The organism is Candidatus Nitrososphaera gargensis Ga9.2, assembly GCF_000303155.1.
Taxonomy (GTDB): Archaea; Thermoproteota; Nitrososphaeria; order Nitrososphaerales; family Nitrososphaeraceae; genus Nitrososphaera; species Nitrososphaera gargensis.
On record NC_018719.1, the window covers coordinates 2,675,972 to 2,700,937 of the forward strand.

General features: G+C 50.3%; 27 protein-coding genes. 11 read left to right on the plus strand and 16 right to left on the minus strand.

Translation table 11 applies throughout. From position 1 onward, the window contains the following. Positions 1-6: 6 nt before the first annotated feature. Complete coding sequence (locus NGAR_RS15985; protein ID WP_015020861.1) at positions 7-1,308, minus strand: NAD(P)/FAD-dependent oxidoreductase; 1,302 nt, start codon at positions 1,306-1,308, stop codon at positions 7-9. 328 nt (positions 1,309-1,636) lie between these two features. Between NGAR_RS15985 and NGAR_RS18060 the strand changes: the two genes are divergently transcribed. Next, positions 1,637-1,807: a hypothetical protein gene (locus NGAR_RS18060; RefSeq protein WP_187147569.1), complete on the plus strand. Its 171-nt coding sequence runs from the start codon at positions 1,637-1,639 to the stop codon at positions 1,805-1,807. After that, a complete protein-coding gene (locus NGAR_RS15990; RefSeq protein ID WP_015020862.1) occupies positions 1,794-2,438 on the plus strand; it encodes a DUF1326 domain-containing protein in 645 nt (214 codons plus the stop codon). The genes NGAR_RS18060 and NGAR_RS15990 overlap by 14 nt, the downstream gene beginning before the upstream one ends. 147 nt (positions 2,439-2,585) lie before the next feature. On the opposite strand, the gene NGAR_RS15995 is transcribed toward NGAR_RS15990, so the two are convergent. Then, positions 2,586-2,816 (minus strand): hypothetical protein, encoded by a 231-nt coding sequence (locus tag NGAR_RS15995; RefSeq protein WP_015020863.1) that lies wholly within the window; start codon positions 2,814-2,816, stop codon positions 2,586-2,588. Between the two features lie 288 nt (positions 2,817-3,104). Here NGAR_RS15995 and NGAR_RS16000 point away from each other — a divergent pair, with 288 nt between their 5' ends. Together NGAR_RS16000 and NGAR_RS16005 are read left to right on the plus strand one after the other, a co-directional pair. Further along, complete coding sequence (locus NGAR_RS16000; RefSeq protein WP_015020864.1) at positions 3,105-4,280, plus strand: RNA-guided endonuclease InsQ/TnpB family protein; 1,176 nt, start codon at positions 3,105-3,107, stop codon at positions 4,278-4,280. Positions 4,281-4,282: 2 nt separating this feature from the next. Next, positions 4,283-9,037, plus strand: a complete 4,755-nt coding sequence (locus tag NGAR_RS16005; protein WP_148681633.1) for a DNA polymerase domain-containing protein — start codon at positions 4,283-4,285, stop codon at positions 9,035-9,037. 30 nt (positions 9,038-9,067) lie between these two features. Here the strand turns inward: NGAR_RS16005 and NGAR_RS16010 are convergent, their stop codons facing one another. After that, positions 9,068-10,765, minus strand: coding sequence for a B12-binding domain-containing radical SAM protein (locus NGAR_RS16010; protein ID WP_015020866.1), 1,698 nt, complete (start codon positions 10,763-10,765; stop codon positions 9,068-9,070). Between the two features lie 176 nt (positions 10,766-10,941). On the opposite strand from NGAR_RS16010, the gene NGAR_RS16015 reads away from it, so the two are divergent. Further along, positions 10,942-11,892: an arginase family protein gene (locus NGAR_RS16015; protein WP_015020867.1), complete on the plus strand. Its 951-nt coding sequence runs from the start codon at positions 10,942-10,944 to the stop codon at positions 11,890-11,892. A 157-nt stretch (positions 11,893-12,049) separates the two neighbouring features. On the opposite strand, the gene NGAR_RS16020 is transcribed toward NGAR_RS16015, so the two are convergent. The 7 genes from NGAR_RS16020 to NGAR_RS16050 form a co-directional block, all read right to left on the minus strand. Next, entirely contained in the window at positions 12,050-12,424 is a 375-nt protein-coding gene (locus NGAR_RS16020) for a hypothetical protein (RefSeq protein WP_228369218.1), read from the minus strand. Next, positions 12,414-13,631: a hypothetical protein gene (locus tag NGAR_RS16025; protein ID WP_015017779.1), complete on the minus strand. Its 1,218-nt coding sequence runs from the start codon at positions 13,629-13,631 to the stop codon at positions 12,414-12,416. Before NGAR_RS16025 ends, NGAR_RS16020 begins: the two co-directional genes overlap by 11 nt. An 82-nt stretch (positions 13,632-13,713) precedes the next feature. After that, on the minus strand, positions 13,714-14,415 hold the full coding sequence (locus NGAR_RS16030; RefSeq protein ID WP_187147570.1) for a ligand-gated ion channel: 702 nt from the start codon (positions 14,413-14,415) through the stop codon (positions 13,714-13,716). A 21-nt stretch (positions 14,416-14,436) separates the two neighbouring features. After that, positions 14,437-16,326: a threonine--tRNA ligase gene (locus tag NGAR_RS16035; RefSeq protein WP_015020870.1), complete on the minus strand. Its 1,890-nt coding sequence runs from the start codon at positions 16,324-16,326 to the stop codon at positions 14,437-14,439. Between the two features lie 36 nt (positions 16,327-16,362). Then, positions 16,363-16,569 (minus strand): hypothetical protein, encoded by a 207-nt coding sequence (locus tag NGAR_RS16040; RefSeq protein ID WP_015020871.1) that lies wholly within the window; start codon positions 16,567-16,569, stop codon positions 16,363-16,365. A 401-nt stretch (positions 16,570-16,970) separates the two neighbouring features. Beyond that, positions 16,971-17,255 carry a winged helix-turn-helix domain-containing protein gene (locus NGAR_RS16045; RefSeq protein ID WP_015020872.1) on the minus strand — a complete coding sequence of 95 codons (285 nt, stop codon included), beginning with the start codon at positions 17,253-17,255 and terminating at the stop codon, positions 16,971-16,973. Continuing rightward, complete coding sequence (locus NGAR_RS16050) at positions 17,239-17,883, minus strand: hypothetical protein (RefSeq protein WP_015020873.1); 645 nt, start codon at positions 17,881-17,883, stop codon at positions 17,239-17,241. The genes NGAR_RS16045 and NGAR_RS16050 overlap by 17 nt, the downstream gene beginning before the upstream one ends. A 450-nt stretch (positions 17,884-18,333) precedes the next feature. Here NGAR_RS16050 and NGAR_RS18065 point away from each other — a divergent pair, with 450 nt between their 5' ends. Together NGAR_RS18065 and NGAR_RS16055 are read left to right on the plus strand one after the other, a co-directional pair. Continuing rightward, a complete protein-coding gene (locus NGAR_RS18065; RefSeq protein WP_015020874.1) occupies positions 18,334-18,498 on the plus strand; it encodes a hypothetical protein in 165 nt (54 codons plus the stop codon). 163 nt (positions 18,499-18,661) lie between these two features. Next, positions 18,662-18,994, plus strand: a complete 333-nt coding sequence (locus NGAR_RS16055) for a hypothetical protein (RefSeq protein ID WP_015020875.1) — start codon at positions 18,662-18,664, stop codon at positions 18,992-18,994. On the opposite strand, the gene NGAR_RS16060 is transcribed toward NGAR_RS16055, so the two are convergent. Next, entirely contained in the window at positions 18,986-19,240 is a 255-nt protein-coding gene (locus NGAR_RS16060) for a hypothetical protein (RefSeq protein ID WP_148681635.1), read from the minus strand. The genes NGAR_RS16055 and NGAR_RS16060 overlap by 9 nt on opposite strands. Positions 19,241-19,394: 154 nt before the next feature. On the opposite strand from NGAR_RS16060, the gene NGAR_RS16065 reads away from it, so the two are divergent. Continuing rightward, on the plus strand, positions 19,395-19,667 hold the full coding sequence (locus tag NGAR_RS16065) for a Fe(2+)-trafficking protein (RefSeq protein WP_015020876.1): 273 nt from the start codon (positions 19,395-19,397) through the stop codon (positions 19,665-19,667). A gap of 9 nt (positions 19,668-19,676) precedes the next feature. On the opposite strand, the gene NGAR_RS16070 is transcribed toward NGAR_RS16065, so the two are convergent. Beyond that, a complete protein-coding gene (locus NGAR_RS16070; RefSeq protein ID WP_015020877.1) occupies positions 19,677-20,141 on the minus strand; it encodes a hypothetical protein in 465 nt (154 codons plus the stop codon). 189 nt (positions 20,142-20,330) lie between these two features. On the opposite strand from NGAR_RS16070, the gene NGAR_RS16075 reads away from it, so the two are divergent. Continuing rightward, on the plus strand, positions 20,331-21,335 hold the full coding sequence (locus tag NGAR_RS16075) for an adenylosuccinate synthetase (protein ID WP_015020878.1): 1,005 nt from the start codon (positions 20,331-20,333) through the stop codon (positions 21,333-21,335). Here the strand turns inward: NGAR_RS16075 and NGAR_RS16080 are convergent. Then, complete coding sequence (locus NGAR_RS16080) at positions 21,308-21,631, minus strand: hypothetical protein (RefSeq protein WP_015020879.1); 324 nt, start codon at positions 21,629-21,631, stop codon at positions 21,308-21,310. The two genes, NGAR_RS16075 and NGAR_RS16080, sit on opposite strands and share 28 nt — an antisense overlap. A gap of 43 nt (positions 21,632-21,674) precedes the next feature. Between NGAR_RS16080 and NGAR_RS16085 the strand changes: the two genes are divergently transcribed. Together NGAR_RS16085 and pyrF are read left to right on the plus strand one after the other, a co-directional pair. Then, complete coding sequence (locus NGAR_RS16085) at positions 21,675-22,355, plus strand: hypothetical protein (protein WP_015020880.1); 681 nt, start codon at positions 21,675-21,677, stop codon at positions 22,353-22,355. After that, a complete protein-coding gene (gene pyrF, locus NGAR_RS16090; protein ID WP_015020881.1) occupies positions 22,348-23,094 on the plus strand; it encodes an orotidine-5'-phosphate decarboxylase in 747 nt (248 codons plus the stop codon). Before NGAR_RS16085 ends, pyrF begins: the two co-directional genes overlap by 8 nt. Here the strand turns inward: pyrF and NGAR_RS16095 are convergent. Genes NGAR_RS16095 through NGAR_RS16100 form a run of 3 tightly spaced genes read right to left on the minus strand, consistent with a single transcriptional unit; the run spans position 23,077 to position 24,930 of the window. Continuing rightward, entirely contained in the window at positions 23,077-23,511 is a 435-nt protein-coding gene (locus NGAR_RS16095) for a bis(5'-nucleosyl)-tetraphosphatase (RefSeq protein WP_015020882.1), read from the minus strand. The genes pyrF and NGAR_RS16095 overlap by 18 nt on opposite strands. Before the next feature lie 42 nt (positions 23,512-23,553). After that, on the minus strand, positions 23,554-23,724 hold the full coding sequence (locus NGAR_RS18070; protein WP_187147571.1) for a hypothetical protein: 171 nt from the start codon (positions 23,722-23,724) through the stop codon (positions 23,554-23,556). Positions 23,725-23,757: 33 nt separating this feature from the next. Further along, positions 23,758-24,930 (minus strand): DUF373 family protein, encoded by a 1,173-nt coding sequence (locus NGAR_RS16100; protein ID WP_015020883.1) that lies wholly within the window; start codon positions 24,928-24,930, stop codon positions 23,758-23,760. Between the last annotated feature and the right edge of the window lie 36 nt (positions 24,931-24,966).

Here is a 24,966-nt window from a genome sequence, read left to right on the forward strand (position 1 = left end):
TGTTGATCATGCCTTCATTTTCTCGGCAATTGCTGTAGCGTCCCAGAGCGACCTTGGCTTGCTATCTGTCTGCAGCACGCCTGCTTCCATCACCTTGCTTGCAACGTCGGCCGCCATCGGCAGCGCGCCTGTGGCTCCCGGCGAGTTGTAGTTAAGCACATGGAGCGAGGAGTCCCGCTCAAGCACAAGCGTGTCCGGGACGAACCTGCCGGTCTTGTCAATGACCGACGACCTTATGCCGGCAGTCCCGCGCTGGGTGAACGCCGATGGCCTCAGTTGCGGGAGGAATTCGCGCACCCTGTTTATCATGGCAGTCTTTGAAAGCGAGCTTTTCAGCTCCGTGCTTGCAAGCGACATGAACTGCCTGTCAAAGACTATCTTGCGTGCGCCCGTCCTTGACGACTCTATTATCTTTGGCAGCATGTCGGCAATGTTCTTGCGCCAAGTGTAAGCGTAGGGGCCAAAGACCGGCACAGCGTTTGGCCCAACCTCGCGCCTCCCGTCTGCTCTCACTATCCAGTGCGGGTCGAGGAACGAGTACTCGGGGTGCTTTGGCACCGAATAAATCGATAGCTTGGTCAGGTCATGGTACTGCGAAGGTGCCTGCCAGTATTCGCCGCGAAAGTGGAGATCAGTGTAGCCTTGTGCGACTCCCATCATGTGGGCAATGTCCATCGAGTTGCCGCCTGCCGCATTGACTAGGTAGTCTGCCCTTACCTGCTCGCCTTGGTTGGTGGTTATAGAATAAGCACCTTGATTATATGATATCCGCGCCGCCCTGTGGCCCAGCAGCAGTTTGCACCCAAACGACTGGATGTCCTCCATCAGGGCAAGGGCAAGCGCGCCATAGTTGACTGACGCGTCCTTGGAGCAATAGATCGCTGAAGCGCAGCGCACGTTTGGCTCCATTTTTGCTGCTTCGTTCTTGTCAAGCAGCTGAAGCTCGCTCTTGCCAAGCCCGTTAGCCTCGCCCCACTCCATGTACTTTTGTAGCCGGTCGATCCCCTTTTCGTCAAGCGCCACCTCCAGCACCCCGTCGCGCTTGAACGGCAGGCCCTTGTAGTCAGAGTATTTCTGCCACATCTCATAGCCTAGGAAGGCGGCCTTGGCAAAGGTCTTCTTTTTTGCCGGGTCGTACAGGAACGGCGCGTGCACCTTGCCTGTGTTCCTGCTGCTGGTGTGCTGAGCGATGTTCTTCTCTTGCTCTATCAGCGCAACTGACCCGGGGTCCCTTGCGTGCGCCGATAGGAAATAGGCAATAGACGTTCCAAGCACGCCACCTCCGATTATCGCGACCTTGCAGTCCACAGGGGAACTGAAATAAAGTTGAATATATTCTTGGTTCCCACTCTAGGTTCTGTTAACAACCCCTGTGTTATTACAGAAAGTATAGAAATTTTCGGTTTCAAGTAAACTGCATCTAGAATCAATACCATGCCGATAAATTAACAGAATTCAGTATTAGACACTGCTGAAAAATCGGATGAAAACCGACTGCCTGCTGAATTCGGGTCATGGCGTGTTGAATTAGGGTGATGCTACAATTTTGCGAGTAGATAGACCAAGAATGACAATTTCAAAGATTACAAGCAAACCTTTTCATGTGATAAAATATGATCATGATTGACACAAGACGTTGGCAATCAGAACAAAATCAATATTCCAGCCACTCAGTCAGCGGGAGGCAGCCATGAACATCACCCGCGTTCTGCTTCTCGTCATCCTCGTCGTTTTGGCGCAGCACGCGAGCATCATCATCATGTCGTCGGGAGGTAGTTCTGACGGAGGGCACCATGGCACAGGTTGACTGGTACATCGAAGGGGCCGAGTTCAGCAATTGCAACTGCGACTACGCCTGTCCTTGTCAGTTCGAGTCACGCCGCCCCACGCACGGAGACTGTCGCGGCTTTGCGGCCGTTCGCATCGATAAGGGCCACTTTGGAGACGTGGCGCTCGATGGCCTCGGCGCAGCCCTCCTCTATGCCTGGCCGGGACCGATCTACGAGGGCAACGGCGAGTGTCAGGCCGTTATCGATGAGCGTGCGGACGGCAAGCAACGAGACGCTCTTGCCACCGTCCTGTACGGTGGCGAGACCAACAAGGGGGCGACCCATTGGTGGGTCTATCGGATGATGTCAAGCACCGTCCATCCCCCGCTTTTCAAACATATCGAGTTTGATGTGGATATCGAGCGCCGAAAAGCACGCATTGTGATCCCTGACGTGCTCGAGTCCACCGCCCGTCCGATCCGAAGCCCTGCGACGGGAGCTGAGCATCGCGTCCGCATCAACCTCCCGAATGGGATCGAGTTCGACCTCGCGGAGATCGGCAGTGGTACGACCAAGACGATGGCCTCAATCGCCCTCGACCTCAAGGACACCTACTGTCATTTCACTGTTCTGCGCCAGTCGGGCAAGGGGGTGGTCCGCTCACGATAGAATCCAACCGTGTCCACACGGGGATCTTACACTCCCCGTTATCGAGTTTTGTCGTAGACGGGGCGTTAAAGATAGCATACGACGTAGCTTTATACCTTAATTTTAGAAACATCGAGCCAACTTAACGAGGAAAAGGTCAACTAGATGTTAACCTTGCATCTTTATCCAGCGGCTATCCTTGCCCTTTGCAAGCCATGCAAATTGATGCACTCTCAATATGTCGTTGATCTCTCCAAATCTGTTTGTCCATCCAACATTTAGGCTTAACCCGCATACAGTTTTTTCACTGAGAATCTCTACATGCTGAATCCTATCTCCAAGGTGCATCGCAAATTTGCCTCCAGCAATTTCTTTTTGCGCGGCGCTTTTTGCAATCAAATCTTTCAGTCTATTTTAGGGATTCAAGTTTAGGTCAATCTTAGAAGCCTCTGCCGGTGTTTGCTGCTCTGGTAGACCAGTATGAGGTCTAATATAATTGTGGAAAATGCTGTAGCCATCAATGAAATCCCGAGCTGACTTGTCGTTGCCGAGACCGCGCTTGCTCTTGGTTACTGCCCTTATCTCATTGTGGTATCTTTCAATCGGTCTGTTGTTTTGAAAGATAGAATTAAGCACGACTAAAGCTTAAAAAGATATAAGCGATCAGTTCTAGTGAACAGCTCTAAGATGCGTAACTTTAGATTCCGTTTGTATCCCACGAAAGAACAAGAATCCAAGTTACGAAATTCGTTAGGTGCTTCAAGATGGTTATACAATTATTTTGTCAGCAAGGGAAATCTGCCTATTCAGGATACGCAATTCATGCTTACGGAATTAAAAGAGGAAGAAGCTTGGCTAAGGAATTATCATTCGAAGATGTTACAAATGGTTGTTCATAAGATCGACTCAAATAGAAAAGTATTGAATGCTTTGCGAATGAACGGCTACAAAATTGGCAAAATGAATTTCATTGGGGAAGAAGACTACAATTCGTTTACTTATAGTCAATCAGGATTCAGAATAGAGAGACATGGCAATACCGATTTACTTTGGTTATCAAAAATTGGTTATATCGAAATAAGGTTACATCGACATCCTACTAACATTAAACAGATCACAATAGTTAGAAGAATCAATAAATGGTATGCACTAATTTGCTGTGAAATTGCCAAACCCATCTTCAGGTTTATCAACCCAAAGAAATCTGTAGGAATGGATGTTGGTATTACAAAATTCCTCCATGATTCTAACAACAGTACCATAGACAATCCTTTATTCGTAAAAAAGATGCTAAAATCTCTAAGGAGAGCGCAGCGCAGGTTATCAAGGCGACATAAATATTCAAAGAATCGATTAAAGGCAAAAACTAGATTGCAGATATTGCATGAGAGAATTAGAAATAAGCGGCTGGATTTTCTGCATAAAGTATCTACTAGATATTCCAAGAACTATGACGTCATATTCTTGGAGAGGCTAAGAGTATCGAGTATGGTTAAGAACTACCATCTTGCCAGAAATATCATCGATAGTGGTTGGAGTACCTTCAAGAACATACTTGCTTACAAGACAAAACTTGTCATCGAAGTTCCATCTAACAACACCTCTGTCAATTGCTCAAAATGTGGAAATAAAGTTCCAAAATCCCTAGCTGTCCGTATTCACAAATGTAATGTATGCAACCTAATGATTGATCGTGATTATAATGCAAGCCTGAACATCAAGAAGAAAGGCTTGCTTTTACTACTACCGCAGGGACTGTGGGAAGCTACGCCTGTGGAGATTCTAAGCGAGTCAGTGAAGCAGGAACAGAATATCGTACAACGGATAGTAGTCCACTATCGATCGATTGAGGAGACTGTGTAGCTTTGGCCCAACAGGATTTCGTGCCTGATCGAAGGAAGAGGCTTGATGATCTGCCAGAGTTGCCAGAAGGCAGACCGGCGCTTTTACTGTCAGCAGTTTATTCAGGTGAGGAAAAAAAAGTCTACCTAAAGTTTTACGATCCAAAGGATAACGTCATTTACCACTGGCGCGACAGGACTGACCACAAGCCCTACTGCTACACCAAGATGCAGTTTGCAGAGCAGGCCGAGCTGGTCGCGCAAAAGGAGACAAAGTACACGCTAGAGCAGGTAAAAAAGCGCGACATTATCATCGACAAAGAGATCGATGTGCTAAAGGTGCTGGCGCCTGACCCCCTGTCGATAGGCGGCACCGACAATAGCTTCCGCGAAAAGGTCACGTCATGGGAATGTTATGATATAGCGACCGAGATACTCACTAAAGAGGGGGGCTGGAAAAGCTATTATCAACTACAAGATGATGAAGTAGTTGCTACATACAATGCAACTACTCGTAAATTCGAGTGGCAACAGATTGAAACGAAAGTAGATTACGATTACAGTGGAGACATGTATGGCCTGCATGCAAAGACAATAGACTTTCTTGTTACACCGAATCACAGAATTTTTCTGTGGAACGAGAGAGGTGATGTAAAATGTATGCTAGCCAAGGAACTATATGAACAGCAAGAACAACTAAGACCAAACTATAGACCATTTCCTTTTGGATGGTCTATTCACAAATCTGCCGAGTCTGGGTTCGACGGTGACGCAGATATTGATAGGTTTACTCTACCTCAGAGCTCTTGGAGATGCTCTGAAGTAGATATTCCGCTTGAAGAATTTGTTGAGTTTCTAGGATGGTTCATCGCAGAGGGCGGGGTAGGCGGACTAGGAAATGAGACGTACATCAATTTGATATTATCAACCGACAAGGATCCTTGGCAGCGTCTCAAGCATATGATCGAATCATGGGGAATGAAAGTGTGGACTAAGAACAATAATGATACCCACAGTACAATGATTATATTCTCGTCCAAGGACTTGGCAGACTGGATAAGAGCTAATTGCTATACTTGCTCTATCCACAGATCGCATTACAAAAGAGTGCCAGCAGCAATAAAGAATCTCCCTACAAGATATCTCAAGATTTTCCTGAAAAATCTGTTCCTTGGAGACGGCTTCCTCCGCGATGGTGATAGTGGTCAGCTGAGGACTACAAGCGAAGCTCTAGCAGATGACATACAGGAAATCGCATGCAAGTGTGGCTATTCCGCAACCATCAAACAAAAACCGGCTATTGTTGACAATAGGGGTTGGCAATTTGCTGAAAGCTATGTAGTTACACTATCGACTCACAGGACGGTGACTAGTCCTAATCAGAGGATAACAAAGCAGCAGTACGTAGGAAAAGTATGGTGCGTCAAAGTTCCAAATGGAATTGTCTATGTTAGGCGTAACAAGAAGCCATATTGGTGCGGCAATAGTGACATCAAGTACCACGAAAACTACCTCTACGATCGCTCGCTGATACCCGGCCTCTATTACATGAGAAAGGGCGAGCAGATAACGCCGTTTGAATACCCCATATCTGAGAAGGTGCAGTTTGCCCTCAAGAGCCTGTTGTGGGACAAGATAAAGGAGGCCGGCGAATCGGGCAAAGAATACCGGCAGTATATCACCAACTGGGCCAACCTGCTCAACCAGCCGATTCCGGAACTAAAGCGGGTCGCAGTGGACATTGAAGTTGAAACAGAAGAGGGCAGGATGCCAAACCCCCGCGACCACGACAAGCGCGTGACTGCAGTCGGGTTTGTTGCAAGCGACGGCTTTCGGAAGGTGCTTGTGCTTGCGAACAACACGCCAAACAACGGCGAGCCGCTCATTCCCGAAGCAGAGCCGTGCAGCACGGAAAAGGAGTTGCTGGAAAAGGCGTTCCGCATAATCAACAAATATCCAATAGTCATCACATTCAACGGCGATGACTTTGACCTTCCGTATCTTTATGCGCGGTCGCAGGATTCCCGCATAGACCCAAACGGCGTCGCGATCCCAAAGGACAAGGTGCCGATAATGGTCAAGAAAGAGTCGTTCATAAAGCACGGGATGCAAGCCGAGCCGGTCGGGATCAGGCATGGAATACACATCGACCTTTACAGGACGTTTGATAACAGGTCGATCCAGATCTACGCTTTCAGCCGGGCGTACACCGAACATACGCTCAATGCTATTTGTGAAGCGCTGCTCAACGACAGCAAGATCGAGTTTGAAGGCGACATTGCCGACCTCCCGATCCAAAAGCTGGCCGAGTACTGCCTCAAGGACGCCGACCTTACGTACAGGCTGACGAGCTTTAACGACAATCTGCTGATGAGGCTGCTGGTCGTCATCTCTAGAATCGGGCGGCTATCGGTGGACGATATTGCGCGCTTTGGGGTCAACCAGTGGATCAGGGGCATCCTGTACTACGAGCACCGGCAGCGAAACGAACTGATACCTAGCAGGAGCGAGCTGGAGGCAAAGGGCAGCGCGTCGACCACCGCTGTCATAAAGGAAAAGAAATATCGCGGCGGCGAAGTCGTCGAGCCGACGGCAGGCATACACTTCAACGTAGTGGTCCTTGACTTTGCAAGCCTGTACCCCAGCATCATCAAGGTGCACAACCTGTCGTATGAAACGATCAACTGCCCCCACGAAGATTGCAGGGAGAACAAGGTGGAGGGCACGACTCACTGGGTCTGCAAGCGGAAAAAGGGCCTAACATCGCTGCTCATAGGGTCGCTCCGTGACCTAAGGGTCAACTATTACAAGTATCTAGCAAAAGATAAGACGCTCCCGCCGCAGGAACGCCAGCTATACAACGTCGTAAGCCAGGCTATCAAGGTCATTCTCAACGCAAGCTATGGCGTCATGGGAGCAGAGATATTTCCACTCTACTGCCTGCCGGTGGCAGACGCAACTGCGGCACTTGGCAGGTCGACAATCAACAGGACAATAAACCGGTGCAAGGAGATAGGCATAGAGGTTGTCTACGGCGACAGTGTTCTTCCAGATACGCCGATTGTAATTCGGAGGAAAGATAAGAGCATAGATATTGTTCCCATTGAATCCTTGATGCCTAAAACGGTGACTGCTTCTAGATATGTAGGTTTTGGAAACATTGAAGTACTAACGGAGTCAGGCTTTAGCGGAATAAAATATGTCTATAGACACAAAGTAAAAAAGAAAGGATACAGGATACTGACAAGAAAAGGATTTGTTGAATGTACAGAAGATCATAGCTTGGTCGTAAATAATAAAGAAATTAAGCCCTCAGAGTTGAGGATTGGAGATAGGATTGAGTTAGTCCCCTTCAAGACACAGTCCCTCTTTGGCATTGATCCAGATTTGGCTTGGCTATTCGGTTTCTTTATTGCAGGGGGCACCTGTGGAACATATTATTATAGTCCGGCGTCAGAAACCGCATCAAAAACTCTTCAGATAAAATATTCTTGGAAAATTGCGAACCAAAATGAAGCAGCGCTTATGAAAGCTCAAAGAATAATGCAGCAACATTTGGGATTAGAAACTAATGTTATAGATACTCGTAAAAGCTCTGCAACATACGCTCTTGTCCCAAGAAAGGAGATCAAGATGCTGGTTGACTATTTCAGACTCTTGTGTTATCGGGGCTCAAACAAGGCAATACCTCAATGCATATTGAATGCCAATATTGAAGCAAAGAAGGCGTTTATTGAAGGGCTAATGGTTGGAGATGGCAACATGGATGAAAATGGTCTAGTAACCCTTGATCAAATACATAAGACAGTATCGGCGGGAGTGGTTGCAATTTTAGAGGAATTAGGAATGGAGTATTCTCTTCAAATTAGAGATGATAAGACTAATGTCTGTAGAATTAGGATAATCAAAGATGCATCTGACAAGCGAATAAAGCAAGCGGATATTATAAAGAAAATTGAAGTCTTTGAAATAGACGACTATGTATACGACCTAGAAACTGAGAATCACCACTTTTGTGGTGGTATAGGTAATGTTTTGTTGCATAATACTGACTCGCTCTTTTTGAAGAACCCATCGCCCACCGCAATAGACGAAGTGGCAGCGTGGGCGCGCAACACCCTTGGAGTCGATCTAGAGATAGACAAGCAATACAGGTACGTCGTTTTCAGCGACCTGAAAAAGAACTACCTTGGAGTGCTATCAGACGGGACTGTGGATGTCAAGGGCCTGACAGGCAAAAAGTCGCACACGCCACCTTTCATCAGGAAGGCGTTCTATGACATCTTGGCGATACTTGGCAGGGTCAACTCTGAGAAAGATTTCGAGTCTGCGAAGGAGAGCATCAAGAACGTCATCCTGCAAAACGCCAAGAATTTAGAGGCGCGCAAGATCCCACTTGAAGACCTGAGCTTTAATGTCACCATAAACAAGTCGCTGAGCACGTACGGCAAAAAGACCGGGGCCAAGACCGTGGACGGCAGGAGCACCGATACGTACAAGGGGCTCCCGCAGCACATTAAGGCGGCCAAGATGCTGGTGGATGCAAACAAGCGCGAGATCCGCGCCGGCGACGTGATTTCATATGTGAAAATAAAGAATGGCGAAGGTGTCAAGCCGGTAGAGCTGGCCAAGCCTGAAGAGATCGACACTGAGAAATACCTTGAGACAATGGAGTCGACGTTTGAGCAGGTGCTCTCTGCGCTCAACTTTGACTTCAAGTCCGTGCTTGGCAAGCCGCGGCAGCAGAGCCTCGACGAGCTTTTCTGGAGCAGGTCTTGATGTATCGATGAGCAAGGGCCGCTTTTGCAGCTAGGAACCTTGCAGTAGGTTTTGCTCTTCTTCGGGCAGCAGCGTCGTGCTCCCTCCTCCTATTTTGACCAGCTCGTTAACGACACTCGACACATGCATCACGGCTTCGCCTTCCTTGTTGTGTGCGTACTGCAAATCTTTGTAAAGGTTCAGCCGGTCTTCATGCCGCGCTATGGCTTCGTCGGCTCCCTTGAAAAAGTGAAGCGTCATCCCAGTCACGTACTTGAGCGCAAGCAGGGCCGGCGGCCGGGCCCATACTGGAAGTACCTTTAGTATCCTTGGCGCTTCTCTGTTTATCAGGCTGATAGAGTGCCGAGTGGCTTTTAGGATCAGCTCTTGCCTGAGTGGCGTGTACTCGGGCGCCCACTTTGCCGCGTTCTTGAGCATCGCCCTGAGCGGCATGAGAGGGAACACCCAGACAAACACGTTGTGGTGCTTTATCCTATCGATAAACTCAATGCTTCTTATGACGTCCTGCTCGGTCTCTTTTGGCAGGCCGGTCATCATTGATGCAACCGTGAACCAGTGGTTATCGTCCAAGATGCCAAGCGCATCGTCGATCACGTCGGGCCACTCTTCGATAGTGTAGGGCTTGACCTTGCCTGGCATAATATTTTGGACCAGCCGCGGGCTCACTGTTTCAAGGCCGGTCTCGACATACCCGGGATGCTTTTTGTCCAGCTCCATTATTTCAGACATTGCCTTGACTGTCTTGGGGGCAGACTTGATAGTCGAACACGCAAAAAAGTCAGTCGCCACTTGCCTGACGCCGGGGAATTTCTTGACCGACGTAAATAGGTCAACTATGGCTTCGTGGTTCACCTCAAAGCTTCCAAGCTTGCGCCCGTAAAACAGCGCGTCTTCAGAGTGGAGCTCTATCCGCCTGATTCCGTGCCTGACCTCTATCTCCACTTCCTTCAGGATGTTTTCCTTGGGTATGCTGCCGAAAAACAGGAGGTCTGGCGTGCAGAACTGGCAGCCGCGCCCGCAGCCGCGAGTGATTTCCACGACGCCGCCGGTTGACGGCCCCCTGATGATCGGGACCTTGTCAGAGCGCAAAGGCTTGCCTGACGCTGCCCGCTCTGGCAGGACCGCCTCGCCCTTGACTGCGCTTTCAAAAAGCGGGCCGGCTATTGATTCTGCTTCTCCAGAGACGAGGCAGTCGATGCCCCATTCCTTGAACATCTCTGGGTGCTCTTCCAGCTGCCAAATGCCGGGGCCCCCGATTATCAACTTGGAATTGTACCTCTTTAAAAGCGGATTTTTGATAATGTCGCCAAAGGCTGCAGCCGTATATGACGGGGCTGGCCACCAGTTGATCAGGCGGAACAGGCATGCGTTCAGCTGCGACACTGCAGAATAGCCCAGTGGGTCGTGCACGGTCAGGCCTATTGCCTTGGTCTCTGGGCCTATTGCCCTGTCCAGCTTTCTAGGGTCGGCAATGATAACTTCGTCTTTCGTAAAGCCGTATTCTAGGAGTGCAGCTTCTATTTTTCGGAGCGAATATGGGGCGAACTTTAGCCGGCCTTCGTCATCGCTCTGCGTCGGGAAAAAGATGTTTTCCATTATCTCCCTGCTGTACGGCATCTTTGGGTAGTTTGAGGGGATGCAGCCCAGAAAGCCTATCCAGTTAGAGTGGCGAAAATCGCTTACCGCCGTCTTGCTGCCAGAAAGAACAATCTTGTACCCACTGGACAACCTGCATAGAGAATGGTAGGAGGAATTTTATAAGGAATTTGTTGGCCGGCAGATTGGAAGATGGTATACGAGGAAATGGCTCTGCTCCTTGGCAGGCTAGCAGCTAGTTACGCCTTATCTGTGGAGCAGAGGCCGGCGCCATAATTTATTATCAGCCCTCCACGCAGATTTGGCAGTTGGTAAAAGACATCCTGTCGCTCTTTACTGTGCCTGAGAGGACAAAGTCCGGCTACAGCTTTGCAGACACTCCTGTAAAGATTTCATTCAAGGAATCAAATGTCGTCGTCTATGGCGTTCCGCTTGATATCACCACGAGCTTTGGCAAGGGGACGTCCAGAGGCCCGGAGGCAATAAGGCGGGCATCGGCGCGCCAGATCGAGACATTCGTGCTGGACGAAAAGGCGGACATTTACGACCTAGTCGGTATATTCGACCTTGGCGACCTAAAGCTGCCAAAGGCAAAAAAGATGAGGAGCATTGCCAAGGTTCTTGCATACCTTGATTCTAGCATCCCAAAGGTCGTCGCTTCGCTGCGCAATGACAACAAGATTCCAGTAATGCTGGGCGGCGAGCACACGCTGTCGTATTACCAGCTAAAGGCGCTGGCAAAGGAAGAGCCGGTGGTGATACACTTTGACGCGCACCGTGACATGAAGCCCGAGTATGAGGGCTTGAAGATGTGCCACACCACGCCGTTCTACCATTTGATGGAATACATCCCCGGCGAGAACCTGATCCAGATAGGCATCCGGCAGGCAGACAGACAAGAGGACGAAATAGCCGCCAAGAGCGGTGTCACCACCTTTGACGCGTGGCAGGTGCATGACGACATTGATGCTGTCGCGGATCATCTGCAAAGGGCGACTGCGGGCAAAAAGATCTACATTTCATTTGATATCGACGCCTATGACCTGCCCTACGTGCCCTGCACCGGGACTCCGGAGCCATTTGGCCTCGACCCATTTCAGGTGCTGAAGCTGGTCAAGGCAATAAGCCCGTCGGCGCGCCTCATTGGGATAGACATGGTCGAGGTCGGCCTGAGAAACGGCGACTATAGGGAAGGCGCGCTTGCAACTCAAACATTGTACAGGATTTTGTCACGCCCCTATTGTAGGGCATATAGATAGCTAGCCAAAGAACAGTACGACCGCCAAGATAGCAATGATTCCAAGCCCAATCAAGTTTGCCTTTCTTGCAGTGTCCAATATAGCAAACAATCAATGCTTGTCGCAAGTAAAGTGGCTTTTGCAAGTATCCTATACTACATTTTACCAAAACTCTGCACTAAACTAAGCGAAGATCAAAGGGAATGAGCACGGCAAGTAGTACACCAATTATCACAGGCATCAACTTCCGCATTTTTGCATTAACCTTTACTGCCTTTTCTTCCTGCTTGTGATCCACCAACCTCATCTGCATTACCATTGAGATGAGGTTATTCAAGAACAGGGCATAAACCACTATCATAAGCTTGTCAATCAAAGTGAGGTATCCAATAGGTGGAAGCTGGTTTGCTGCAGTAAGATGTGCCGCAACTGCAGCAAGGAGTGTTGAAGCTGCCAAACCTATCCGTGGTGGAAAATTCGTCGGGCTCATCCAAAATGCAAGCATTGCAATAGTAGTGATTATGATTATCAGTACCTGGCAATTAGCCACCATCAATTATAACTGACCTGCTGTTTTTGATCTGTACCGAGTACACCGCGCCGTATTTCTGCTCCAGTCCCAGCCGCAGAAAAAGCAGCATATGAAAGTACGTAAATTCTGCATCGTATCTTCTCCCGTACCTTCCGCGCGTCGCCTTGCTGAGGTACTGCCACTTGATGTACACCCACTCATTCTGTATAACAAGCGATGCCAGAACATAGAGGAAGCGCAGTGCTGGACTCCTGGATGACGTCCTGGCCCTGCTCTTTCCCATCGCCCTGTATGACGATTCTATGCCAAATCTCCTCCGGTACTCGTCAAACATCCGCCCTACCGGGATATTGACAAGGCCTGCGGCATAGTACATGTACTGGACGCCGCGTTTCTTCCTGTACCTTTTCTTCCGGTATTTGGCAACGGCATACAGCCTGAATGTGCATTTCTCGCCGGTGGCAGAATCTGTCATTTCGCAGTCCGGTACGACGAAACTATCCCTTCTTTTCCGGGTCAGTCTGGATAACGTGCCGCCTTTCCTGCCTCTTGGAAAAGCGGCTATGATGTACGGGATACGCATGGAATTGAGGTAGCTCATTACAGCTGCTGTAAAGAACCCCTTGTCAAGGAACAGGCATTTTATCACGATGCTCGCCTTCTGTACCTCTGCAAGCAGGTACCTGACTACTCCAACCAGTGCTTCCCCCTCCCGGATGTACCTGGTGGCCAAGGTGAACCTCCTTCCATGGAGCATCACGTAGGCGCTGGCGTACGTGAAAAAGTGGGTCGTGCCGCTCCTGGCCCTGCCGCGTCTGACATCCCCCTCATTCTCAGGCTCGCCGTGGTAGGGAACGTCTGTCATGTCGATGGCTATGTCGACAGCTCGATTGTGCAGGGTCTCCGCCACCCTTTTCTGCAGCAGCCTGTTGGCGGCCGACTGAATCCACGAAATGTCAATCTTGGACACGTGGTACTGGACATCCCTCCTGGACGGGGTGCTGGCCAGAGTACAGCAGGCTTGTGTTATGGATGTCCCACCGGTACAGGCATAGACCACAGAATTTGCTATATCGACTACTGAATACCGCCTTTTTCTGAAATCGGCTGGCCTGAAGACTGGCAGCAGTACGTTTACTGCATTACCAAGTACTCTCTCATGTGTCAAAAAATGTTTGTCGGTAGGTTCTTGGGTAAATGTACCGCACTGGATTGGCAGGGTTCTCACAAACCATGCGTCTCTGGTGGCAGCTTTAGCTGTTGCCAGGGACGCCCTTCAACAATCGACTAAAAAGCTGCTCACAAACTCGTTATTGCCAAGTACTGATTATCGGAAATATGGTCTTTAGGAATGAGGACAGCGGTGCACGCTCTATAGTAAAGGTGAATATATATCTGGCATAAGAGCCATCCGGATAGTCATGAATAATTACTTCTGACCTGCTTGTACCAAGTGTCCAACCAGGAACGTTGACCAAGCTATCAAATCCACTTGCCGCGGTATCTGGGACAAATGTCAAATTTTCAATCGTTTCAAAACCCTCTATCTCAACTGTCACTTCTTGTTTGTCAAATGGATAGTTGCGAAAATCCATATTCTTCAGAAATGTTCCTTTGACCCGAGCTTCGTAGTAGTTTGGCTCGATGCGGGAAGGCTCAATTCTTGCATTCAGAGCATTCATAAAGTCGACTTTGGGCGGGTTTTGAACAAAGTCGACCTCCTTATCATCTGAGGCCAACCAGTAGTAAAAATCAAGATCGTAAGATCCAATTTGCATGTCGATTTTGCCTACGTTGATCAGGTATACTCCAATTGTGTATTGTTTGATCGTAGGTGCTGAACTAATAACATCATCATCACCTTGAGCAAACGATTGCGTAAATAGTCTGCCAAATGTAATGTCAGCGATACTGACTAGTAAGAGCAACATCATTAAAGATCGCATAAGGGATTGGTATTTCAGCAAATGTCCAAGTCTTATTTGATCTGCTATATTATTGTTAGAGAACAATTTAGCAGATAAATTGCAACATTAGACCATGATCTGGGGCCTTGTCGACAGGTGCGTCGGCAGGTTCAACGGAAGGTAGGGCTTGTCCTTTGTCTGCGCCTTTACTTCGTCTACTAGCTCCTGCAAGGTCATTTCGCGCTGCTTGCCCTCGTTCCTGTCCCTGACAACAAGCTTGCCGGCGCTGATCTCCTTGTCGCCAATGACCACGGTGTAGCGTATCCACTCTGTCTCTGATTCGCGTATCTTTTTGCCCACCGTCTCGTCCCTGTCGTCAATGTCTGCCCTGATCTGGTTTGCAGAGAGCTCGGCAAGCACCTTTTCACAGTATTCGGTGTGCTCCTTGCCAACCGGGATTACGCGGACCTGTGTGTGCGACAGCCAGAGTGGGAACGACGGGATGCCGCCAGCCTTGGATACGTTGGCCGCCTTTTCAAGCAGCGCGTACATTACGCGCTCGACTGCGCCTGAAGGCGAATTGTGCAATATTATTGGGTTCTTTTTGCTGCCGTCCTCCTCGACGAACTCGATGTTATAGCGCTTGCCGTTCTCTACGTCTATCTGGTCGGTTGAAAGTGCGGACGCTTTTCCAAGGCCGTCGACATAGTTGAACTCCCACTTGAGCGTGAAGTAAAAGAAGCGCTCCTTCCACATCTCTGCTATGACAGGCTTACCAAACCTGTCGATAAGCTCGGTGATGAACTCCTTGTTCTCGTTGTAGAAATCTTCGGTGAACCTGATTGCCATTTCCACGTCTTCAGTCGACAGCCCCAGCGCTTGAAGGACGCTTATTGAGAGCTCAAAGCGCTTGCGGAACTCTTGCTTTGCCTGATCCAAGTCGCGGCAGAGAGCGTGGCAGTCCGGCATTGTGAAGGCGCGCAGCCTGCGCAGGCCTACCAGTTCGCCGCTCTTTTCGCGCCTGAACGAATAGCGTGTCAGCTCGTACAGTTTCACTGGCAGGTGCTTGTACGATATGTTAAAGTCCTTGGCCATAAGAAACTGGCCAAAGCAGGCCGCAAAGCGCAGGAACAGCTGCTTGCTGTCAGACGTGATGTTGTACTGCCTTGCAGGGAACCTGTTGAAATAGCTCTCCATCGAGGGGTGCTTTGTGTCGTACATTATGGGGGTCTCGACCTCGATCCCGCCGTACTCCATCACTCGCCTTGTTACGTACTGCTCTATAAGCGACTTCATGAGCCTGCCCTTTGGGTAGTAGCGCATGTTGCCTGCGTCTGACGCCGGCTCGTAATCTGCTATCGCTAATTTTTTCATCAGCCTGACGTGCGCTGGCTGTTCATCCACCGTCCTTTTCTTGGCCATCTCATAGTTTGCTAGTACCTGCAGGTTCTGGTCCTGCTTTTTGAACCTGTACTCGCTCATCGGCGTCATCGTTCCGCCCGGCTGCAGGATGAACCAGAACGACTGCAGCTTTTCTTCAGCCTTGAGGGCGGTCGACTCTTTTTCGCCATGCGAGTGGCCGACGTGCTCGTGATCTGCCTGCCTGCTTATCTCTTTGGCATTTTCTGCAAGCGGATGACCCTTGACCTTGATGTTGAACGACTTTGTCCATCCAAATGGCGCGCGGTATACCTGACCTATCGACGATCCTTTAGCAAAACTTTCAACTGATTTTATGATGCCGGCTGCCACGCCTGGCGGCGCAAGGTCAGAGCTCAGGTGGGCGTAAGGGTAAACCAAGAGCCGGCCGCTCTTGACCGTATCAAGGTACTTTTTTATTTCGTCGACTGCCGCCTTGGCGATGCTTTCGTCGTCCCCATTCTCCACTGCGACAAAGGCCACCACCAGATCTTCGAGCCTTACCTTCGACTTGGATGTAATGTCTTCCGCGTCTCTGATCTCCTTTTCAATCGGCTCGTACTCGATAAAATCGGAATGGAGCTGCAGCAGTCGCATAATATATCCTATCCCAATCACGCAAGCATATCTAATTTAAGCCCATCTGGCCCTTTCGTTGTCCCTGTCTTCCTTTGTAAGCTTTTTCCATTCCTTGTAGTGATCCCTGCAGAGGTAAACCCGCTTGCTTCCGCCAAGCCCGAGGTCCGGAGCCATGCTTGCCTTGGTCCCGCTCATCGAGCGCTCGGCCTGATTCACGCAGCCAGCGACGCTGCAGTTGACGCCCTTGTCCACCCGGCCCATATGCTGCATGAGATTTATTTCCTAGCTATAAAAAGCTGACTGGGTTATCTTAATACTAAAGCACGCCCAATAATCGACGGTTGCCATACAGCGATCCGCTATGCAGCAAGTGCCTCCACTTCCGAGAACTGCACTCAGAGGTGGTGTCCAGGCTGCCCAATGGTGGCGAAACAAGGCGGTGCACAGTTGGGATTTGCCCTTGCATAATAACAGTCGGGCAAAAGGCGGGCAAGCGAAAGACAGCGCAGGCCCACTAGCCGGCAAAACTTATAACGAGCGTCTCAGTCGGTTAATGTCAGAGATAAATGTCCGACGACGATGATTTTGAGGAAGAAGAAGAGTTTGACGACGAGGACGAAGACGAGTTTGGGGACGAAGACGAGGGAGACGAGTAATAGTAGCTAGATCTTCAGACCAAAGCTCTCGGCAAACTCCTTGAACTCGCTGTACGCCTTTAGAAACTCGATTCCTTTTTCGCTTATCTTGTATTTTGCAGAATTCTCGTACAGCAGGCCGGACTGTGTGAGGGTAGACACTATTGAGCTCAGCCTTTGGTAGGGAACGTTTGCCTTGCGTATCAGATGCGTGACAGTCGCGCCGCTGTCGTACCCCTCGTAGCTGTACTGCTTTGCTGTGGACAGTATATCCGCTATTATGCTGACGTGAGTCCTATAGCCCGCTGCCAATTTGAGAATTCATCCTCCCAAGGCCGCTTGCCATCCCAAACTTTGAGAACGGGATAAACATGAGCGCAAACCCGGCAACCTTGATCGAGAGCGCCGCAATGTAGAATGAGCCGGGATAGATAAAATTGTACCATGATAAGAGTTCTGCTGCTGCCAGCAGACCGAGACCTGAACCTATCATTAGGGTGTTGGTCCTCCTGCTCTGCATATACGATGCCATTGTTTCGATTGACACATATACTAATAGTATAAAAGAAATTGACCTAACAAGATGTTCTATTGAATTGCCTGGTATCACAAAACCCGTGACTGCGAGAGGCACAAGGAGGAAGTGTCGGGGAGGGGCAAAATCAAAGCTCTTGAGGCTATGGGAGAAGGCGATGAAAAAGTAGCCAAGCGCCTGCGCCGCCAGCCCGGCAGTCGTTACGGCCCGGGAATACTCGCCAGCAAGGAGCCCAGCGGCAAGTATTGCAAACCCTATGGCTATCGATACAAACGCAAAGGTGAGGCGCAGCAGGTTCGGACTTGCGACCGCGGCATAGCCCGAGTAGGCGAACCTGCCGATAAATGCCGAGATTCCAAGCCCAAGCAGGTTCATTGGCAGCTCGAAGAATAGAATCTCCACCAACAGGGTTCTGGAGAGTCGCCCAATTTTTAACTCTATTTGCGCTATTAGTTTTTCAATTCGGCGGCTTTAATCAAACAATTCTTTAGAAGCCATCAATCGATGAGGACTGCGCACAAGGCAGAGGACGGAGGTGAAATACCTTATGCCAAGTAGTCTGCTGTGGGCGGGTTGGATGGTTGCCTGACCAGCATAAAACCATTTGGCAATAAGTCAAGCTCGAGCTGTGAAGGCGGTGAAGCGCGGTGATGCGTTCCGTCGTGCAAAAGGCTTGACAGGTGAAGCGATGAAGGGGAACGTCTGACTGAGGCCAATCCTCTCAGTCGATGCCAAGAAGTCAAGGAAAACTTGACAGGACCTGAGCCTATTTCCAGATCCATCCTCTAAAATTCTAGACATATCATATGCGCTTGTCCCATAACCTTATTATACTTTTGACGGCCAAATTCGCGTGTGAAGGTCCGCTGTCCCGACTGCAAGGGTGTTGCAGAGATGGCAGACGACTTTACCTTTGTCAAGTGCGGAAACTGCTCCTTTGATATGACCTATGGTGAGTACGTCAAGTACATCGCATACAAGGACTCGCGGTACCGCGACATCCTTTCAGACTACAAATAGAATTACTTGGTTGCATCAGGTTTGGGATTGTAGATGCAGTCGGATATTCCCGACCTCTTCCTTAGGGCGAACTCCTTTCAAATGATGGAAAATTACATTTTGCTTCCTAGCTAACGATAAAAGATACAGTATGTTCATAAGCCAAGAGGTTGCAATATAACCCATGGACAGCACCCTGAGGCCGGTGTTAAAACGACAGCTGCTTGTGATTGGCGCAAGTCTGGGAGCGGGACTAGTGTTCGCATACTTTTTCGGCTTTTTGATAGGCCTAGCTGTCAACATAGCCGTGATGATAGGCATAATATTCTACATCAGGAGAAAGCAGCTTGGAGCGCTCAGGTCGCTTGGCTTTGGCAACGAAACAGCCGGTGGAGGATATGGCGGAGGCGGTGGTTTCGGCGGCAAGCTGAAATACGTCTGCCTGTCATGCGGCGCCGAAGTCAAGGGCGCAAGGTGCGGCAGATGCGGCTCGAACATGAAAAAGCCGTTATTTTAGCCGCTCGCTGTTTGAAAACCAGATTCCCTTGGTCTTTTTCCTTTCATTGATTATCAAAAGCGCGCCTATTGCAGAAGCAAGCGCTATCAGTACGGCAGGCAGCCTAAAGTCAAGTTGCCCCAAGGGCTCGCCTGTCGAAGTGTTGAAGGAAAACTGCACGGCATAAGCGTTGGTCGTTACTATAAAGAGCAGGACGATTGGAGCTGTAGCAAGTAGTAGTAAAGCTCTCACATGCTCACTAGACAATCAATAACATATAATGCTTATCATAAAATTTTATTTTTATGATATATTGCAAATTTCCATATTTTTCATACAATCTGCGATGATGCCAAATAATTGGCGGTTTTTTCATCGCCTCGACAACTTATAATATCCTGCGCGCATCAACATTGTGTAGATGAGCAAGACCTGCGCAAAATGCGGCAAGATCATTGAAGAGATCGTTGACGACCCGGTGGCCGACAAGTACCCTGCATGCGCTGCATGCTGGAAAGAGTGGACCACTTATGCAGTCATGGTAATGAACGAAATGAGGCTTGACATGTCCCTTCCAGAGCACAGAAAAGTCCTGCGCAAATACGAGCGCGCGTTCTTTGGGCTTGAAAAGGGCATTGGCGAGATCGAGAAAAAACCAGACAACCCAGAAAGTCATCACGGCCACCACCACTGATGATCATCATTATTTGAGCCCAATAGCTTTTAGCGAGTCCTCAGGCACCAGCTTTAGTATTTCGTTCCTGTTCGGGAACGAAAACAAAACTTCTTGCAGCGAATCTGTAAGGCGCTCGCGCTGCTTTTGGTCAAGCGACAGGAACGTAGCAGTCAACAACTTGAAGTCGAGCTTTTCAATCTGGCGCGCATTTGCCAAGATCTGCCGGCAGTAGGTCTGGAACATTATCACCCTCTTTTCCGCATCAAATTCAGACAATACTTCAAGCCACGTCCGGAAGAGCACCGACAGTTTGTTCGGGTCTATCATCGGAGCCCCGGAAAGAGCCATGGTTATTGTTTCGCGCCTGTCCTCATCGCTCATCGCATAGAATTCCTTGAGCCTGTTCTGGAGCATGGGCTTGCGCAAAAAGTCTGGCAGGTTCGCAAGTATCTGTATGATGTTGCTGGCGACGTTGTTGTTGGTGCTGCTCACGCACACCACTGCGACAGGAGGGAAATTTAATTGATAAGGATGATGATGGCGGCTCTATCGAAGATATAACTGCCTCTGCTGGATCAGGGTGTGAAGCTAGATGCAAGCAAGTTGACTTTTAGGCGAAAGCTGAAGAGTTAACAGAACCAGGATGGATTAAATAACCTCAAAATGTGAGAGAACCCGTATATGCCGTGTCTTGTGACAGTCGGCGGATTTTATGGCGATGAGGGAAAGGGCAAGATTATCGCGTATCTGGCAAGAAAGGACAACCCTTCGATTGCAGTCAGGGGAGGGGTTGGCCCGAACGCCGGCCACACGTTCACTTTTGAAGGCAAGGAATACAAAGTGCGCATGCTGCCAAGCGCCGCGCTCAACCCGACGACAAGGCTCCTGATCGGCGCAGGCGTGCTCGTCAACCCACAGGTGCTGCTAAAAGAGATTGCGATGTTCCAGTCAGACGACAGGACTTTTGTTGACGCCCAGTGCGGCATCATCGAGCAGGCGCATATTGACCGGGACAAAGGAGAGGATCACCTCAAGAGCAAGGTAGGCACTACTGGCACGGGGACCGGCCCGGCAAACGCGGACAGGGCGCTCCGTACGCTCAAGTTGGCCAAAGACATCCCGGAATTATCGCTTTACATTGAAGACGTCAGCAATTCCGTCAACTGTGCCCTTGAAAACAACGAAAACGTGCTGGTTGAAGGCACGCAGGGCACGTACCTGTCGCTGTTCCACGGCGGATACCCTTACGTCACTTCAAAGGACGTGACTGCGTCTGGCATCTGCTCCGATATTGGCATAGGGCCGAAAAGGGTTGACGACGTGCTTGTTGTGTTCAAGGCCTACGTCACCCGCGTAGGCGGCGGACCACTCCAGAATGAGTTGAGCGAAGACGAAGCTAAAAAGCGCGGCTGGCTAGAGTTTGGCAGCGTCACCGGCAGACAGAGGAGGGCGTCCCCCTTTGACATGGATCTTGCCAAAAAGGCGATCAGAATCAACAGTGCGACACAGCTAGCTGTGACCAAGATGGACGTGCTGTACCCGCAGTGCGCCAGCGTGCGCGATTATGCCAAGCTGCCTGCGGAGGCGAAAAAGTTCATCGAGAACATTGAAGGGGAAACGGGCCTGAAGGTGACCCTCATTGGCACGGGCCCCGAACTCTACGACGTGATCGACCGCCGGCTATAGCTTGCGACAAGAGCCTTTACAACGTCCCTGCACGATCGCAGGTCGCGCAGCAGCTTTTTTCTATCTGATGATGACAGGTCTATCCTCCCAAGCATCGACCTTGCTTCTGCGATGTCGATCGCCTTTTTTGCAGACTTTGGTGGCGATGGGACCTCTCCTTCCAGATTGTAGCGCAGCTTCAAGTCCATGACGGCATACTCGAGAGCAACGTAGGCCCGCCACATGGATGCCCTGTCAGGAGGGTCGATGGCAACAATTGCCTTGGCCCTTTCCACGAGCTCACTCAGCCTATCCAAATTGCAATGACTTTAATACCGTAGGTATTAACAATATTGCGATTTGCCGCTCAAAGCCCCATGCTACATTGCGCTGGCAGGTCTGAAAGACTTTGGCAGGCTGGTATGCGCGCTCGAGCGGACGCCAATGCCGGCATTCTCGCTCCGGTTCAACAAGCGCGACGTGCTGGCGGCCCAGACTGATATCATCAACGGCAGACCGGTCATCTATTATGCAGAGAGCGATTCAAAGGATGGCCAGTACCTTGCCTACCGCGTGAGCAACGGGGTTGAAGAGGTGCTGCTTGCCAGCTCTGTGGACAACCCTACCTTTGTCTACTCGCCCATCCTGAAGGTGGAAAAGTTCCCCAGCGCGCTTGCAAGGTCAGCAAGGGTCGAGAAAAAATCAGGCTACACCGTCATAAAGCTAAAAGATTTGTCGAGCCTTGCCAAGGTCGCCGCCTACAAGACTATCTATGACGAGCCTCCGCTGCCACTGTTCCTGTTCAAAGAGCGCGGGGGCAAGGTGATCCTTGGCACCACAATGAGTGTAAACGACAATGAAACCGTATCATACTTTTACTACGTCACGCTGGCCGAGGAGCCAAAGGAGCCATTCCTACGCTACTCGAGCCAGAGGGTCGAGCAGCCGGTCTTCTCGGTAAGGCTTGACGAGCATGGTTATGTCTATCTCAAGGTGATAAGGCTTGCAGCGGACCACCCGCTGGTAAAGACCTATGAGTAACAGCAGGGAGCCATTTCGTGAAAGGATCGCAAGAGCCGCCGATGCCAAGAAGAGCCCGATAGTGCTAGCGCTTGACCTGCCGACAAGCAAACGCAACCTGCCGGCATTTGCGGCAAAAACTATCCGCGCAGTAGGACAACATATTTGCGCAGTCAAGATGAATTTCCACCTTATCCTTCCGCTATCTGCATCTGAAATATCGCGGATAAACAAGCTTGTGCATTCCTATGGCCTGCAGTCGATTGCAGACATCAAGCTGAACGACATTGAAAACACGAACGAAGTCGCTATCGATCATCTGACAAGGATGGGCTTTGACGCCGTCATAGCAAATCCCTTTATCGGCAAGGGAGGGCTGGCGGCGCTTGTGCAAAAGGCGCACAAGGCAGGTGCCGGCGTCATTGCACTGGTCTATATGAGTCACCCAGGCGCAAAGGAGGGCTTTGGGCTCGAGGTCGGCGGGAGGGGTCTGTACAGTGAATTTCTTGAAAGGGCAACAGGAGCGGGAGCCGACGGCATTGTCGTGGGCGCAACCCAGCTTGATATTTTAAGGCAGGTAGCAAAGCAGCAGTTGCCAGTGTATTCGCCAGGGATAGGGGCGCAGGGCGGCGACGCAGAGCAGGCAATCAGGAGCGGAGCCGACTATTTGATAATTGGAAGGTCGATAGTGGAGGCCGCACAGCCGGCCAAAGTAGCAAAGGAAATCCAGAGTAGAATTTTATTATCTGTACGCAAGTGACCGCTGCTGCAAGTACTCCTTGGCGGCCAATAGCAGGTTCTTGGCGTTGCGATAAGTCAGCTGCTGTATGGCGTCGTCAAATTTTTTCCATGCAAAGCCGATGTGCTCGTGCGAAATCGTCACTTGGCGCGTGCGCGTCTGAGCAAGGAACAATACGACCTCCTTCTGGACGAGCCTCCTGCCGTGCCGATACTTGTATTCGATTTTCATGCGGAAGCTATCAAGGAATTCGACATCGGTGATGCCGGTCTCCTCCCTGATCTCTCGGATGGCGGCCTGCTTTTCGCTCTCGCCTGCCTCAATATTGCCTTTTGGAAAATCCCAGTGGCCTGCAGTGTAGTGCAAAAGCAGGTATTCCGGCTCCGCTGTGCCTTCCATGTAGAACATTACCGCGCCGGCGGACCGCTCGTCTACCAATAATTTGGAATTGAGCTGGTTATTTGTAAGTTTTTTGCAGGCTCACTCTTCGTCATCAGCTTCTTCTTTTTCTTCTGGCCGCTGCTCCTCTTCTTCTTGCTGCTGTAGCGTAGACGGCGCATAGTCGTGTACGTCGAGCCATTCTTCCTGCGTCATCCAGTATCTGCAAAACCACTTGTGCTGCTGTTGGTCATAGTCGCCGTGCTGTGGCATACCCTCTTGTTTGCAGGCACCTTTACATTAACATTAGTGTTTCAGAACTTCGCTTCCGCCCTTTTTGTTCCTGAAGTACTGGTAGAGGAACGTTGCGGCTACAAGCGACACTGCGAGCCCTATCAGTAGCGACGAGATCAGCGTGAACGGGCTTGTGCCCTCTGTGAGCACGGCCGTGAACTGAAGCACTGGTATGTAGAGCAGCGCCAGCACGGCCAGGCGGAGGATATCTGACATTGTCCTAGTGCTTCCCCTGAACCAGTTGCTGAGCAGGATGCCGCCGAGGATCGTGGCGATGCCTATCCACAGGAGCGTTATCGTCCCGGTTGCAAAGCTGCCTACGATGGTCCTGTTTGAGAGGATGTCGAGCGCGCTCATGTCCGGCCTGAGCATATCCATCGGTATGCTTGAGAGGCCGTTTGCAAAGGATGCCAGTATGATGAGGACGCCGGCTATGACAGAGAATATCTTGATGAAAGAAGTGGGCGTCAGCCTGCCAAACGAGCTCAGCGTCTTGTCGATGTCAAATGCTCTGACAATGAACGCGCCGCCGAGGATCGCCAATATGATGGCGGTGATCCACTTGCCGGCGTCGAAAATGACCGCCAGCGCGCCTGCTGCCAAAAGAACCCCGGGCACGCCAAGGAAGAACTTTGAATACTGCGAATCGTAAACGAGCATCTTTAGGTACCTGCCCAGCACTGCATACGAATACTCGACGCTTCTGCTGTGGCGAATTATGACGCGCTGGACCGAGATCACCGGCACTCTTGACTGGATTATGGGAAGAACTGTCTCGTCGTCCTCCCCGTCTGATACAATGACTGCGCCATCGGCATGGTATTTCTCGAGGATGCTTTTCACCTCAAGGCTGATCTTCTCATCAGCCTCGACGCCCCTGTTGAACTTGCCAGCCACTACCGCGACCTCGGCAGTATAACCCTTGCTCACAAGCTCCTCATATGTCTTGACTGCGCCAAAAATCGCGTTCGAGTCCGCGTCCTCTGGGTCCTCGATAGCGAGCCTCGTGCCGGCGTTGATACATGCATCGCGGCCAACGATCGGCGTTTCGATGCCGCCCTTTGAGCCAATGTCGTCATCCCTGTCTATACAGAGCACGAGAATCTTGCTGTGCGCAGCCTCTCTTGAGGGGCTTGTACTTTTGGCTCCCGCCGGGCTGCTTTTATCAAAATCAGAGTGCGGCATCTTGTTGGCTGTCAGTAGTTTACAGAATTGTTTACA